Source organism: Morganella sp. Je.2.23 (assembly GCF_051129855.1).
In the GTDB taxonomy this organism is placed as follows: Bacteria; Pseudomonadota; Gammaproteobacteria; order Enterobacterales; family Enterobacteriaceae; genus Morganella; species Morganella sibonii.
This window is the reverse complement of record NZ_JBCPSQ010000001.1, coordinates 878,883-891,996: the sequence shown is the minus strand read 5'-3', so window position 1 is coordinate 891,996 and position 13,114 is coordinate 878,883. Positions and strand designations below refer to the sequence as shown.

The window sequence follows — 13,114 nt, the reverse complement described above, 5'->3', positions numbered from 1 at the left end:
GAATAACCCTCTTTGCAGTCAAACCTGCCTGAACAACAAGTGATACAAGTGTGAGTCAGATAAAATTAATTGTGGGGCTGGCCAACCCCGGTGCGGAATACGCCCAAACCCGCCACAATGCCGGTGCCTGGTATGTGGATGAACTGGCCCGCCGTTATAACCAGTCATTAAAATCAGAAAGTAAGTTTTACGGTTATACCGCGCGCCTGAATATTCAGGGAAATGATGTCCGTCTGCTGGTACCGGCTACCTTTATGAACCTGAGCGGAAAAGCGGTCAGCGCCCTCGCCGGTTTCTATCAGATTGCCCCGGATGAAATTCTGGTGGCACATGATGAGCTGGATCTCCCGCCCGGCGTGGCAAAAATGAAACTCGGCGGCGGCAACGGCGGCCATAACGGCCTGAAAGATATCCAGAGCAAGCTGGGCAACAACCCGGACTTTCATCGCCTGCGTATCGGCATCGGCCATCCGGGTGATAAAAGTAAAGTGGTCGGTTTTGTGCTGGGCAAGCCCCCGGCTTCTGAACAGCAACTGATAGATGAAACCATCGATGAAGCGGTACGCTGCACCGATGTGCTGATGAAAGACGGCATGGCAAAAGCCATTTCACGTCTGCATACATTTAAAGCCGGTCAGTGAGCCGCAGGTATCGTCTGTTTATCCGTAACCGTGTATAATCGGCGGCAATTATTTAACGTGCTTGCAGGCCGTTTTGGTCTGCTGTCATTTTTAAGGTGAAGAATTTATGGGTTTCAAATGTGGTATCGTCGGTCTGCCGAACGTCGGGAAATCAACGCTGTTTAACGCGCTGACCAAAGCAGGAATTGAAGCGGCGAACTTTCCGTTCTGTACAATTGAGCCGAACACCGGCGTAGTGCCGATGCCGGATGCCCGTCTGGATGCACTGGCGGAAATCGTAAAACCACAGCGTATTCTGCCGACCACCATGGAATTCGTCGATATCGCCGGTCTGGTGAAAGGCGCATCCAAAGGTGAAGGTCTGGGTAACCAGTTCCTGACCAACATCCGCGAAACAGAAGCTATCGGTCACGTTGTCCGCTGCTTTGACGATGATAACATTGTTCACGTTTCCGGCCGTGTTAACCCGGCAGAAGATATTGATACCATCAATACCGAACTGGCGCTGGCTGACCTCGACACCTGCGAACGCGCTATTCACCGTGTGCAGAAACGTGCCAAAGGCGGCGATAAAGACGCGAAACTGGAACTGGAAGTACTGGAAAAATGCCTGCCGCTGCTGGAAAACGCACAGATGCTGCGCACGCTGAACCTGAACAAAGAAGAAATGGGGGCGATCCGCTACCTGAGCTTCCTGACACTGAAACCAACTATGTACATTGCCAATGTCCATGAAGATGGCTTTGAGAACAACCCGTATCTGGATCAGGTGCGTGAAATCGCAGAGAAAGAAGGTTCAGTGGTTGTGCCGGTATGCGCGGCAATTGAATCTGATATCGCTGAGCTGGAAGATGGCGACCGCGAAGAGTTTATGGCTGACCTCGGTATCGAAGAACCGGGTCTGAACCGCGTGATCCGCGCCGGTTACGCCCTGCTCAACCTGCAAACCTACTTCACCGCCGGTGTAAAAGAAGTCCGTGCATGGACTATCCCTGTCGGCGCAACCGCGCCGCAGGCAGCCGGTAAAATCCACACCGACTTTGAAAAAGGCTTTATCCGCGCCCAGACCATCGCATTTGAGGATTTCATCCAGTACAAAGGCGAACAAGGTGCAAAAGAAGCCGGTAAAATGCGTGCAGAAGGCAAAGATTATATTGTGAAAGACGGCGACGTGCTGAATTTCCTGTTTAATGTGTAACTAAAGTCTATTGCCTCATGAGGTTTCATTAAATCTCACTAGCATCAGAAAAACCATAAAATCCACGCTATTGCGTGGATTTTTATTAGGATACTTACAACCCCTCTCAGCTTCGCCGGATAATAATCGAAAAAATGCTCCGCAGCACTGAACCCGTTTCTCAGGCAATTGCCAGCTTAATCATTTCGAAGACTTTTTTAGCACCGGCGTTGGATTGAGTCAGTGTGATTTTCTGTTTTTTTCCCTCTTTCAGCCAGAGAGTAATTTGCTTATTCAGCGCACCGGAAAAAGTGACCTTCCCGATATTACTGAACCGTGTGAAGAATTTCTCTTCATCCTCAAACATGCCCGGTAAACAATAGATAGCCTCATCGGTTAACACTACGCCACGATCACCTTTACCCATCAGTGTTTCATCAAAGTAAACAAGGACATCCTCTTTTTTAAGAGGCGGTAATGTTCCGGCTCCGGCAACAGCCTGAATAAAGTTACCGATTTTTTTATCATTCAGCCCATCATAACGATAAAAGTGATGATCTTTGTTCGTCGCGCAGCACTGTTTTTTTTCATCATTCAATCGTTTGGCAGACGGTTCATCCGCAGCTGCGCTTAATTCAGCCAGTGAACCGGTTAACGATGCCCCCACGGCGCCGGCGCCGGGAACAATCACGGTGGAGACTACTGTCTGAGTAACATTGCGCGTGTAGCCGGCAACAACCGTTCCCCGGGCTGTAGTGTATCCGCTCACCGACTGAGGAAGTTTCGTGGTTGTTTTTACCAGGCTCGTCCGGAATGCAGCACGCAGCGAGGCGACAATTGACACAATCAGCAGCACAATCATCGGTACAGAGAGCAGCATAACTGAAAAGAGAAACAGGCTGTGTTTTGTCGTATCCGAACGCTCGCTGATACGCACAACACATCCCGCTGCTGCGATAAGGTAGACAACTCCGCATCCTATCGTCAGTAATAAATTACTGCTGCCGTAATAATTAAACTGACAGATGACAGGAATTAAGAGACTGCCATATAGTGCCGCGCTCAACAGGGCATCCGGCAGCAAATTCTGAATGCTCTCAAATGCCCTCACGATGTTGTAAAATATCCAGCATACCAGGAGTATCCAGCCAATAACGGGGATTGCCGCAGCGATTGCCATCAAAATGAAGCTTACAATGACTCCGCCCAAAATAGCTGCAAGGTGCCCTTCCGATGCCAGGTAGTAAATAAAAAACAGAAGTGCAAAACCAATCATCCCGGGTACAACAATAAAAATAGTGTCCGGTATGAAAAACACGACAACCCAGGCCGCCAGCAATAATAAAAAGCAGAGGCCGGGTCCGGCATTCTGTGCTTTTACCGTTACATCCGTATAATTGGTCATACCGTCGTTCATCCTCTTATTTACTCACATTTCTATGTTGTAACCGGAGAACACATTGTGTGTTTCTCCCGGGTGTTTATATGAAAAACCAGCATCCGGGGGAAATACTCCCCGGTATATTAAATAATTATTTTCCGCATAACATTGTCTTTACAAAAAGTAAGGAGCACTCCTGTGACAACATTAACTTTTTTTATCATCATTCATATACCCGCTGTCACTCAGATTTCCGTTAAAATAAACAGCGTAACACCCTAAATTAATAAACATACTCATAATTAATTTCCGCATGATGCTTATAGACACCGTCCTTTTCACCATTCTCACTTTCAATTAACACCGTTATATCCTGTTCTGCACGCGTGCATCTGCCGAATTTATTCCAGTCTTTGCATGTTGTCACGGTTGTTTCGGTTGTGGAAAATGTCTGAACCATTGTACTGCCTGATTGTTTACCATCCGCCGTATAGGTATATTCTTCCGTTGTGGTATCTGACCGGGTTCGTGTTAAGCGGTCTTTGTCATCATAAAAATAGCGTGTATTTGAGCTGTCATTTGGTTGTGTACTGACTCTGTCCAATTTTGACAACCGTCCTTTCTTATCACTTAAAAAGCGGGTCTCCGCTTTGAATTTCATACGTTCATCACCGAGCGTGGCATAAGACGTATCTTCCGATTTTGTTATTTTCCCGTTGCGGTCAGTCAGGAATTTTCCGTGCTGTCTTTGAACCATAAATGTGTTATCAGCACCATACTGGTCAATATCAGACAGTTTAAATGTCATATTATAGCGCCAGTTTTCATCCTGCTTATTTATCCTGATGTTAAAGACATTGACGATAACATGCTCTTTTATCCGGGATTTAACGACCTTATTGTTTTCCAGCATCAGTAATCCACCACAACCATCAAATTTCACATACGCATTGTTATCGATATAGTCATCACTGCTTTTTATATGCATTTTCATTTCTTTCACAGAGTCGTTAAAAGGCCGCTCCTGAATAAAAATAAAATTATTAAATGCGTTAACGGCAGCCGTTTCTGCTGAACAGTTATTTTCACCGGCATACATATTATAAGAAAATCCACACATCAGACTTAACAGCAATAACCTTTTCAACGTACGAACTCCCGGCAATGTAATAAACAGTTAATATTGAACGATTATAAATTGATAGTCACTGGCTGCAAGGTGTATTTCTGTTCTTCATCGGATATTTTACTCACAGGTTCATTGCGTTCAAAATCTTTGACCCGGTTAAAAGATATTATTTTTTACTGCGGTACATTGACCCTGTACTTAATAGGTCCTATTAGTCAGGAGATAACATCTCCATAACGGAGTCATATAATGTCCGCAACAAAAATAATTATCATCATTTCCGGTATTATTATAGGGATCAGCGCTGTACTCCTTGGTATATACGGAAACCCGCCAAATATGGGTGTTTGTGTCGCTTGTTTTATCCGGGATAGTGCAGGCAGTATGGGATTGCATAATACCGAAACCGTCCAGTATCTTCGTCCTGAAATTTTTGGTTTTATTCTCGGCTCATTCGGGGCCGCGGTTATTTTTAAGGAATTTCAGTCCAAAGCCGGTTCTGCGCCGGTTATCCGCTTTACACTCGGTTTTCTGATGATGGCCGGTTGTCTGGTCTTTTTAGGGTGCCCGCTGCGGATGATCCTGCGGATCGGTGCCGGTGATTTAAATGCGGTTGTCGGGTTATTCGGCCTGGTCGCCGGTATTGGCACCGGCAGTTTGTTTATTAAAAAAGGGTTTTCATTACCACGTAATTATCAGCAGTCAGCGGCTGAAGGTTTAATATTACCGGCCGTGTGTCTGGTGTTATTTGTGCTGTTTATTATCGACAGTTCCATTTTCAAATCCAGTGTCAAAGGGCCGGGGGCCGCTCATGCTCCGGTCTGGATGGCAATAACCGCCGGGCTTATTATCGGTGTGATTATTCAGCGCACCCGCTTCTGTTTTATCGGGATGGCGAAAAATATCTTCCTGTCACGCAATTACACGATGGCAATCGGCGTTCTCGCTCTGCTGCTGGTTGTTATTGCCGGTAATATGCTCACCGGAAAAATCAATATCGGCTTTGATAACCAGCCGATTGCGCATAATGACGGGCTGTGGAATTTCCTCTCCATGTCGCTGGTAGGGTTATGCGGTGTCTTTATTACCGGCTGCCCGCTGCGGCAGTTAGCTAACGCCGGACAGGGTAATACCGATGCGGCGGTCAGCGTGCTGGGAATGCTGACCGGTGCGGCCTTTGCACATAATTTTTCCTATGCCTCAAGCCCTGCCGGTGTGACTGAAAACGGTAAACTGGTTGTTATTATTGGTCTGGTACTGACTATCGCCGTCGGCCTGATTTACACCCGGCTTGCCAATAAAAGATCCGGAGCTGAGAATGTTTCATAACTATCTGTTTCATAATTATCTGTTTCTGTTCCATGTGCAGCACGGATTAAAAAAACTGAAAATCCGTTTGCAGGAAGATTCCGTGACATCATTTGTTATCGATGCACCACGAAAAATAACCACGGAGTGTGAAACGGCACTGGCGGTACAGTTTTCCGCTGAACATGATTATCTCAATTATACCGGTGAAAATATCCGTGAGGTCTGGCAGGTGAACGGGACCGATTATCAGCGGGTATGGGCAGACAAAACCGTGTAAAATCGTCTTTGCTGTATCGTGATATAGATGGCAAGGCGGCAGCCGGATCTGCCGCCTTTTTTGTTCCTGCTGCTCTGTTCAGCTGAAAACAATTTACAATCAGCGGCAATCAGTTCACTATCAACTATTTCGTATTATCTGCTGTTTATTTTAGAAAATCCGGTGGTAATCCTGTGATATCAACCCGTTCCCGAGTCATTATCCATCTGAGCAGTTTTTTGATAGTGATTTACAGCCTGACGCTGTTGTTACCGATGCTGGTTGCGCTTATTGCGCAGGAACAGAGTTTTTTTGCGTTTGCCGGCAGCTTCCTGATTTTTTTTCCCGCAGGATTAATCTGCTGGTACCGCAGTAAAACAAGCGGACTGCAATTACAGACGCGGGATGGCTTTTTGGTTATTGCTGTCTTCTGGCTGTTATTTTCCATCATCAGCGCGATGCCGTTCTGGCTGGATGATCACCTGAACATGGCATTTGAAGATGCCTTATTTGAGGGCGTTTCCGGGATTACCACTACCGGGGCTTCAGTCTTCCATAATGTGACGGATTTGCCCCGTTCCGTTTTATATTACCGTGCCCAGCTCAATTTTATCGGCGGCCTCGGTGTTATTGTTCTGGCAGTGGCGATATTCCCGTTGCTGGGTATCGGCGGAATGCGTTTATATCAGTCAGAAATGCCCGGTCCGTTTAAGGATGAAAAATTAACCCCGCGCCTGGCCAGTTCAGCCCGTAATTTGTGGTTTACCTATTTGTTGCTGGGATTTCTCTGTACGGTTGCGTTTAAACTGGCCGGAATGTCATGGTTTGACGCGTTATGTCACGGACTTTCAACGGTGTCACTCGGCGGGTTTTCCACTTACAGTGAAAGTATCGGTTATTTTAACAGTTCTGCGATTGAGCTGGTGGCAGGTGCGTTTTCATTATTATCCGCCGTCAACTTTACCCTCTATTTCGTCGCGCTGGCAAAACGCAGCCTGAAACCCTTATTCAGTAATACGGAATTACGGTTTTATTTTGCAGTGGCCGCCTTTATTATCGCCCTGGTCTTTTTTGAGGTCTGGCGGGCAAATATGTATTCTTCCGCGGAAGAGTCTTTTGTACATGCCTTTTTTCTGACCAGTTCCATGCTGACGGATAACGGACTGGCCACCGGTGATTATGCACAATGGCCGTCTCATATTATTGTTCTCCTGCTGTTTGCCAGCTTTTTCGGCGGTTGTGTCGGTTCCACCTGCGGCGGGATAAAAGCGATCCGTTTTTTAATTCTCTCCAAACAAAGCTGGCGGGAAGTCTATTCTCTTATCCATCCGCGGGCACAAACACTGATAAAGGTTGGTGATACGGTTGTTCAGCACCGGTTGATTAACTCCGTGCTGAGTTTTTTCTTCCTTTATATTATCAGTACCTGCTTTTTTATCTGGTGTCTTAACCTGATGGGGTACGATTTAATGACCTCGTTTGCCAGTGTGGCGGCCTGTATTAATAATATGGGGCTGGGATTCGGATTAACGGCGCCCGGGTTCGGGGAGATCTCCCCGGCGGCAAAATATCTGCTCTGCTTCGCCATGTTATTAGGCCGTCTGGAGATATATACCCTGCTGGTGCTGTTATCGGTCAGTTTCTGGCGTAACTGGCCGTAGCCCCGTCACATTCTCAGCGCAAACGCATTGGTTTTCCCTGTGTTTTTGATTACCGTGATCGGTAGTCAAAATAAGAAACAGGGAAAGCCGTATGTCTTCATCTGATAGTATCCTCCGTAAAATCACCACCCTTCTCGATAACCACCACGCCCGTTATGAAATAATGAGTCACGATGCTCTCGGGTTTACCTCTGATGAGGTCGCTCAGGTACGCGGTGTTGAACTGGGACAATGTTCCAAAGCCGTGGTACTGAAGGTGAAAGGTAATGGTGTGAAGAAAAATGTGCTGGCGGTATTACCCGGAGATGAAAAAATTAACAGCGAAAAACTGGCTGGTTTTTTCGGTGGTAAAAAGATCTCTTTTGCCACCGCTGAACAGGTAAAGACATTAACTGACTGCGTTCCGGGTGCACTCGCACCGTTTACCTTTAATCCGGATCTGGAACTGGTGATTGACCCGGTACTGTTTGAGCGTTACAGCGATATCGCCTTTAATGCCGGTACACTGACAGAAACCATTGTTCTGAATGCGGATGATTACCGGACGATTGTGAAACCACAGGAATTCAGCTTTATTCTGTGATACGGTTTTATTCATAAATAAAAAATAGTTTATAAATCAAATGATAAACAAAAAAACGTCTTATTTTTGTTTTTTTATTTCACAAATAAAAGGGGTTATCACTTTTATTATGTGATACCTGTCACATTAAAATGAAACAAATACTTTTGTTACATTGAAAACAATCGGTTCAGCCCGATTTTATCGAAAGTCATTAGTGATTTAACAAATGTCAATAAGAATGATTTTATAGCGGTAAGAATAAAACACAATTATTGTTACTAATTGTGGCTTATTTTGTTAATTTAATGTTATTTTGATACGATGATACGTAATTAAATTACATAAAAATATTAATTAAACAATTTATTATTAATTATGTAACATTATGATATCAATAATGGGCACAGATCACATTTTTAGCGCCCGCTCCCCCTTTTTATTATCCCGGCTCCTATAGTCAGGCTTCTATTTGGTCTCCCTGCAACACTCTCTGTATCCATATAAAAAGGGTTATTACCGATGAAGAAATCATTTTTTAAAGTCGCTGCATTATCTGTTGCGCTTTTCTCTGCCAGCGTCATGGCAAAAGAATACGAAATCGTCAACGTCGTCAAAGTCTCCGGGATTCCATGGTTTAACCAGATGGATAAAGGGGTTCAGCAGGCGGCAAAAGATCTGGGCGTCAATGCGTATCAGGTCGGCCCTTCCACGCCGGACCCGGCTCAGCAGGTAAAAATTATTGAAGACCTGATTGCCAAGAAAGTCGATGCGATTACCGTTGTTCCGAACGACGTGACTGTTCTTGAGCCGGTCTTTAAGAAAGCCCGTGAACAAGGCATTGTGGTGCTGACTCACGAAGCGCCGGACGGTCATAATGCTGACTGGGATATCGAAACTATCGATAACGATGCTTATGCCAAAGCCACAATGGATGAGCTGGCGAAAAACATGGGCGGCAAAGGCGGCTATGTGATTTATGTCGGTTCCCTGACGGTGCCTCTGCACAATAACTGGGCGAATCTGGCGGTTGAGTATCAGAAGAAAACCTATCCGGAAATGTTTGAAGTGACCAGCCGTATGCCGGTTGCCGAAAGCATTGATGCCTCTTTCGCGGCAACCAATGATCTGATGAAAGCCCATCCTGAAATGAAAGGGATTGTCTCTTACGGTTCGCTGGGTCTGATTGGTGCCGGTGAGGCCATCAAGAAAAAACGTGCGAAAAATAAAATCAGCACCGCAGGTATCCTGATGCCGGCCCAGGCTGCACCATACCTGAAAGGCGGCGAAATCAAGAAAGGTTACCTGTGGAACCCGGCTGATGCGGGTTACGCACTGGTGTCTGTCTCCAAAGATATACTGGACGGCAAGAAAGTCGCCGATGGAGTGGAAGTCAAAGATCTGGGTAAAGCCGAAATCGATACTCAGAAACAGGTGATTAAATTCAATAAAATCCTGGAAGTTGACGGCAATAACGCCACCTCGCTCGGTTTCTGATCCTTCTCTATTTTTTGTTAAAAAGGGTAGCATGCGTGCTGCCCTGTTATGGGCTGGTATATGTCAAAAGACGCACTGATTACCTTAAAACAGGTTTCCAAACACTTCGGCTCCGTCATTGCACTCGATAATATAAATCTGACGTTTAACCGGGGTGAGGTTCATTGTCTCGCCGGCAAGAATGGCTGCGGCAAAAGTACCTTATTCAAGGTGATCTCCGGTGTTCATCCGCCGGAAAAGGGCGCAGAGATTATTATTAACGGGCAGAGCTACAGCAGGTTAAACCCGCAGCAATCTATTGAGCAGGGTATTCAGGTGATTTACCAGGATCTCTCGCTCTTTCCTAACCTGACCGTTGCTGAAAATATTGTGATTCAGGAACATGTCAGGTGGTACAAAGGGCTGGCCAACCGCCGCCGCCAGATGAAACAGGCGCAGGAAATTATCAGCCGTATTGGCTTGTCCCTGCCCCTGCATAAACGTGTTGAACAACTTTCCATTGCTGAATGTCAGCTGGTCGCTATCTGCCGCGCGATGGCAAATGATGCCCGGCTGGTGATTATGGATGAACCGACAGCCTCACTGACGCGCAGTGAAGTCAATCAGCTGATCCGCGTGGTCGCTGATTTGAAAGCAAACGGCGTCACGGTGGTGTTTGTCAGCCATAAGCTCGATGAAGTGATGGAAATTTCCGACCGGATCTCCGTGATCCGTGACGGAAAACTGATCGGAACCTATGACGCGGATAAGATGAACAGTGATGAGCTGGCCTATCTTATGACGGGTCAGCGTTTCGAGTTCACACCACTTTCTGCGTACAACACCGGGGGACTCTTACGTCTCAGCGCAGAGAAACTGACAAAGCAACATCAATTTTATGATATTGACCTGAAGCTGCATGCCGGCGAAGTGGTCAGCATTACCGGGCTGCTCGGTTCCGGACGCACAGAGTTGTGTCTGTCACTGTTCGGCATGACGAAACCGGACAGCGGCACCCTGCTGATCAACGGTTCACCGGTTCAGCTGCACTCCAACCGGGATGCGATTAATCACGGCATCGGCTATGTATCGGAAGACCGCATGAGCACCGGGCTGGTGATGGCGCAGTCCATTCACGACAACACCACCTCGGTGGTACTGCCGCGTCTGACCCGCAAAGGCGGACTGCTCGACCATACCAGGGCGCATGACCTGGTCAGTAAGCTGATTGAGGCACTGCAGATAAAAGTGTCCGATCCGGCGCTGCCGGTTACCAGTCTGTCCGGCGGGAACGCCCAGCGTATCGCTATCGCCAAATGGATAGCGGCGAAACCGGACATTTTGATCCTCGATTCCCCGACGGTCGGCGTTGATGTCGCCAATAAAGAGAGTATTTATCAGATCATCAGAATGCTGGCCGCCGAAGGCATGGCAATTCTGATGATCAGTGATGAAATTCCTGAAGTATTCTATAACAGTCACCGGGTCATTGTGATGAAAGAAGGTCGTTTTACCCATGAGTTCAATCCGTTAACAACAACGGAGCAGGCAATTACGGAGGCGGTTAATGCTTAAGTCATGTCGTCATCTGTTTGCACATCATGAGTTCTGGCTGGCGGTATTAATTGTGCTGCTCAGTGTGTTTCTCAGTGTCACCAATGAAGATTTTATGACACTGGGTAATGTGTTTGATATGACCACCAGCACCGCTATCCTGGCGATTATGGCCTGTGGTCTGTTTGTGGTGCTGGTCTCCGGCGGGATTGATATCTCCTTCCCGGCCACGGCGGCAACCGCACAGTATGTGATGGCAACGTATGTGCTGTCACAGGGCGGTAATTTCTTTATCGCCTTTGCTATCGCGGCTGTTGTGGGTTTACTGCTGGGGCTGATCAACGCCCTGCTGATTTACCGTCTGAAAGTACCGTCTATTATTATCACCATCTCCACCCTGAACGTCTTTTTCGGTCTGCTGATCTATTTCACCAACGGTGAATGGCTGTACGGCTTCCCGGAGTGGTTTATGGATGGCGTTGAGGTGATGTCATTTACCGGCAGCGACGGTTATGACTACGGCCTTTCCCTGCCGATCCTGACACTGATTGCGGTGGTTATTTTCACCGGTTTTCTGATGAGCAAAACCCGTGTCGGCCGTCAGATTTATGCGGTCGGCGGTAATGCGGATGCCGCGAAGCGCGTGGGTATCAGTATTCTGGGCGTGATGCTGTTTGTTTACGGCTATATGGGTGCCCTGGCGGGGATCGCCTCTGTGGTACAGACACAAATCACCCAGTCTGTGGCACCGAATGCCCTGATGGGATTTGAACTGACCGTGCTGGCAGCCGTGGTATTAGGCGGTGTCAGCATGACCGGCGGCAAAGGTACGCTTACCGGGGTTATCCTCGGGGTTGCCCTGCTGGCGATTGTCAAAAACGGCCTGACCCTGGCCGGTGTACCGTCTTACTGGCACACCGTGCTGACCGGGCTAATCATTGTTATCAGTATCAGTTTCACCGCGTATAACGAAAAACGCCGTGCTGCTGCCGGAGGTCATCTGTCATGATGTCAATGCTGAATCTGCGGAGTGACCGCAACATTATTTACCTGCTGGTGATTATGGCCGCTATCCTGCTGTTGCAGGGGATGTTTAATGCAGGTGCGTTTTTCTCTGTCTCCAACTTCCAGTCGATGACCTCTCAGATGCCGCTGCTCGGTATGCTGGCGCTGGCGATGTCAGTCTGTATGCTGACCGGCGGGATCAACCTGTCCATTATCGCCACGACGAATGCCTGCGGACTGGTGATGGCGAGTGTGATGGCGATGAGCCCGGGCGACGGTGCCATGTTACTGCCTGCCCTGCTGGCCGGTCTGGTCACAGCTGTGATTATCGGGCTGATTAACGGTTTCCTGATTGCGTTTGTCGGGGTGTCTCCGATCCTCGCCACGCTCGGGATGATGACCTTAATCAACGGTCTGAATGTGCTGATTTCCGGCGGTACGGTGATCTCCGGTTTCCCGCCGTCATTACTGTGGCTGGGCAACGGTACGCTGCTCGGTATTCCGATGCCGCTGATCCTGTTCCTGCTGTTTGCGTTCCTGCTGTGGGGACTGCTGGAGTACACGCCGCTCGGCCGTACCGTTTATCTGATGGGTTCCAATGAGAAAGCAACGCGCTTTTCCGGCCTGAACACACAGAAAGCGACGATGGCCGTGTATGTGATTTCGTCTGTCCTGTGCTGGGTGGCCGCGATTATTATGATGGCCAAGTTTAACTCCGCCAAAGCGGGATACGGGGAATCTTATCTGCTGATCGCCATTCTGGCTTCCGTGCTCGGCGGCGTGAACCCTGACGGTGGTTTCGGGCGCATTATCGGTATTGTGCTTGCTCTGTTTGTCTTACAGATGCTGGAAAGCGGCCTGAACCTGCTGGGTGTCAGCAGTTACCTCATCATGGCGTTGTGGGGCGGTATTCTTATCTTATTTATTGCATTGCAGAAAGCCCGGTCATAAGGGAGCGGAT

The 13,114-nt window shown here is 47.8% G+C and carries 12 protein-coding genes; 10 read left to right on the top strand and 2 right to left on the bottom strand.

Features of this window, described 5'->3' with window-relative positions; all coding sequences use genetic code 11:
* Positions 1–50 precede the first annotated feature (50 nt).
* Both pth and ychF read left to right on the top strand, forming a co-directional pair.
* Positions 51–641, top strand: coding sequence for an aminoacyl-tRNA hydrolase (gene pth / locus AAZR23_RS04285; RefSeq protein WP_166707690.1), 591 nt, complete (start codon positions 51–53; stop codon positions 639–641).
* A 106-nt stretch (positions 642–747) separates the two neighbouring features.
* Positions 748–1,839, top strand: a complete 1,092-nt coding sequence (gene ychF / locus AAZR23_RS04280) for a redox-regulated ATPase YchF (protein ID WP_046892242.1) — start codon at positions 748–750, stop codon at positions 1,837–1,839.
* A 160-nt stretch (positions 1,840–1,999) separates the two neighbouring features.
* Here ychF and AAZR23_RS04275 read toward each other — a convergent pair whose 3' ends face one another.
* On the bottom strand, positions 2,000–3,223 hold the full coding sequence (locus tag AAZR23_RS04275) for a hypothetical protein (RefSeq protein ID WP_434690732.1): 1,224 nt from the start codon (positions 3,221–3,223) through the stop codon (positions 2,000–2,002).
* Between the two features lie 259 nt (positions 3,224–3,482).
* Entirely contained in the window at positions 3,483–4,187 is a 705-nt protein-coding gene (locus AAZR23_RS04270) for a hypothetical protein (RefSeq protein ID WP_434690729.1), read from the bottom strand.
* A gap of 390 nt (positions 4,188–4,577) precedes the next feature.
* On the opposite strand from AAZR23_RS04270, the gene yedE reads away from it, so the two are divergent.
* From yedE to AAZR23_RS04230, 8 genes are all read left to right on the top strand, one after another.
* Positions 4,578–5,657: a YedE family putative selenium transporter gene (gene yedE, locus AAZR23_RS04265; protein ID WP_230058825.1), complete on the top strand. Its 1,080-nt coding sequence runs from the start codon at positions 4,578–4,580 to the stop codon at positions 5,655–5,657.
* A complete protein-coding gene (locus AAZR23_RS04260) occupies positions 5,647–5,916 on the top strand; it encodes a hypothetical protein (protein ID WP_434690726.1) in 270 nt (89 codons plus the stop codon). The genes yedE and AAZR23_RS04260 overlap by 11 nt, the downstream gene beginning before the upstream one ends.
* Positions 5,917–6,089: 173 nt before the next feature.
* Complete coding sequence (locus tag AAZR23_RS04255) at positions 6,090–7,556, top strand: TrkH family potassium uptake protein (protein WP_052927463.1); 1,467 nt, start codon at positions 6,090–6,092, stop codon at positions 7,554–7,556.
* Positions 7,557–7,647: 91 nt separating this feature from the next.
* Complete coding sequence (locus AAZR23_RS04250) at positions 7,648–8,139, top strand: YbaK/EbsC family protein (protein WP_434690723.1); 492 nt, start codon at positions 7,648–7,650, stop codon at positions 8,137–8,139.
* Between the two features lie 501 nt (positions 8,140–8,640).
* Positions 8,641–9,615, top strand: coding sequence for a substrate-binding domain-containing protein (locus AAZR23_RS04245; protein ID WP_046892247.1), 975 nt, complete (start codon positions 8,641–8,643; stop codon positions 9,613–9,615).
* Between the two features lie 60 nt (positions 9,616–9,675).
* Positions 9,676–11,169, top strand: coding sequence for a sugar ABC transporter ATP-binding protein (locus AAZR23_RS04240; RefSeq protein WP_243846774.1), 1,494 nt, complete (start codon positions 9,676–9,678; stop codon positions 11,167–11,169).
* On the top strand, positions 11,162–12,157 hold the full coding sequence (locus tag AAZR23_RS04235; protein ID WP_182107821.1) for an ABC transporter permease: 996 nt from the start codon (positions 11,162–11,164) through the stop codon (positions 12,155–12,157). The genes AAZR23_RS04240 and AAZR23_RS04235 overlap by 8 nt, the downstream gene beginning before the upstream one ends.
* On the top strand, positions 12,157–13,104 hold the full coding sequence (locus tag AAZR23_RS04230; protein ID WP_197565216.1) for an ABC transporter permease: 948 nt from the start codon (positions 12,157–12,159) through the stop codon (positions 13,102–13,104). The genes AAZR23_RS04235 and AAZR23_RS04230 overlap by 1 nt, the downstream gene beginning before the upstream one ends.
* The last annotated feature ends 10 nt before the right edge of the window (positions 13,105–13,114 follow it).

What these genes read in the sequence shown, in the direction of transcription:
- ychF (WP_046892242.1), top strand. Translation starts at nt 748, where the DNA reads ATGGGTTTCAAATGTGGTATCGTCGGTCTGCCGAACGTCGGGAAATCA.
- AAZR23_RS04275 (WP_434690732.1), bottom strand. Translation starts at nt 3,223, where the DNA reads ATGACCAATTATACGGATGTAACGGTAAAAGCACAGAATGCCGGACCC.
- AAZR23_RS04270 (WP_434690729.1), bottom strand. Translation starts at nt 4,187, where the DNA reads ATGCATATAAAAAGCAGTGATGACTATATCGATAACAATGCGTATGTG.
- yedE (WP_230058825.1), top strand. Translation starts at nt 4,578, where the DNA reads ATGTCCGCAACAAAAATAATTATCATCATTTCCGGTATTATTATAGGG.
- AAZR23_RS04260 (WP_434690726.1), top strand. Translation starts at nt 5,647, where the DNA reads ATGTTTCATAACTATCTGTTTCATAATTATCTGTTTCTGTTCCATGTG.
- AAZR23_RS04250 (WP_434690723.1), top strand. Translation starts at nt 7,648, where the DNA reads ATGTCTTCATCTGATAGTATCCTCCGTAAAATCACCACCCTTCTCGAT.
- AAZR23_RS04245 (WP_046892247.1), top strand. Translation starts at nt 8,641, where the DNA reads ATGAAGAAATCATTTTTTAAAGTCGCTGCATTATCTGTTGCGCTTTTC.
- AAZR23_RS04240 (WP_243846774.1), top strand. Translation starts at nt 9,676, where the DNA reads ATGTCAAAAGACGCACTGATTACCTTAAAACAGGTTTCCAAACACTTC.
- AAZR23_RS04235 (WP_182107821.1), top strand. Translation starts at nt 11,162, where the DNA reads ATGCTTAAGTCATGTCGTCATCTGTTTGCACATCATGAGTTCTGGCTG.
- AAZR23_RS04230 (WP_197565216.1), top strand. Translation starts at nt 12,157, where the DNA reads ATGTCAATGCTGAATCTGCGGAGTGACCGCAACATTATTTACCTGCTG.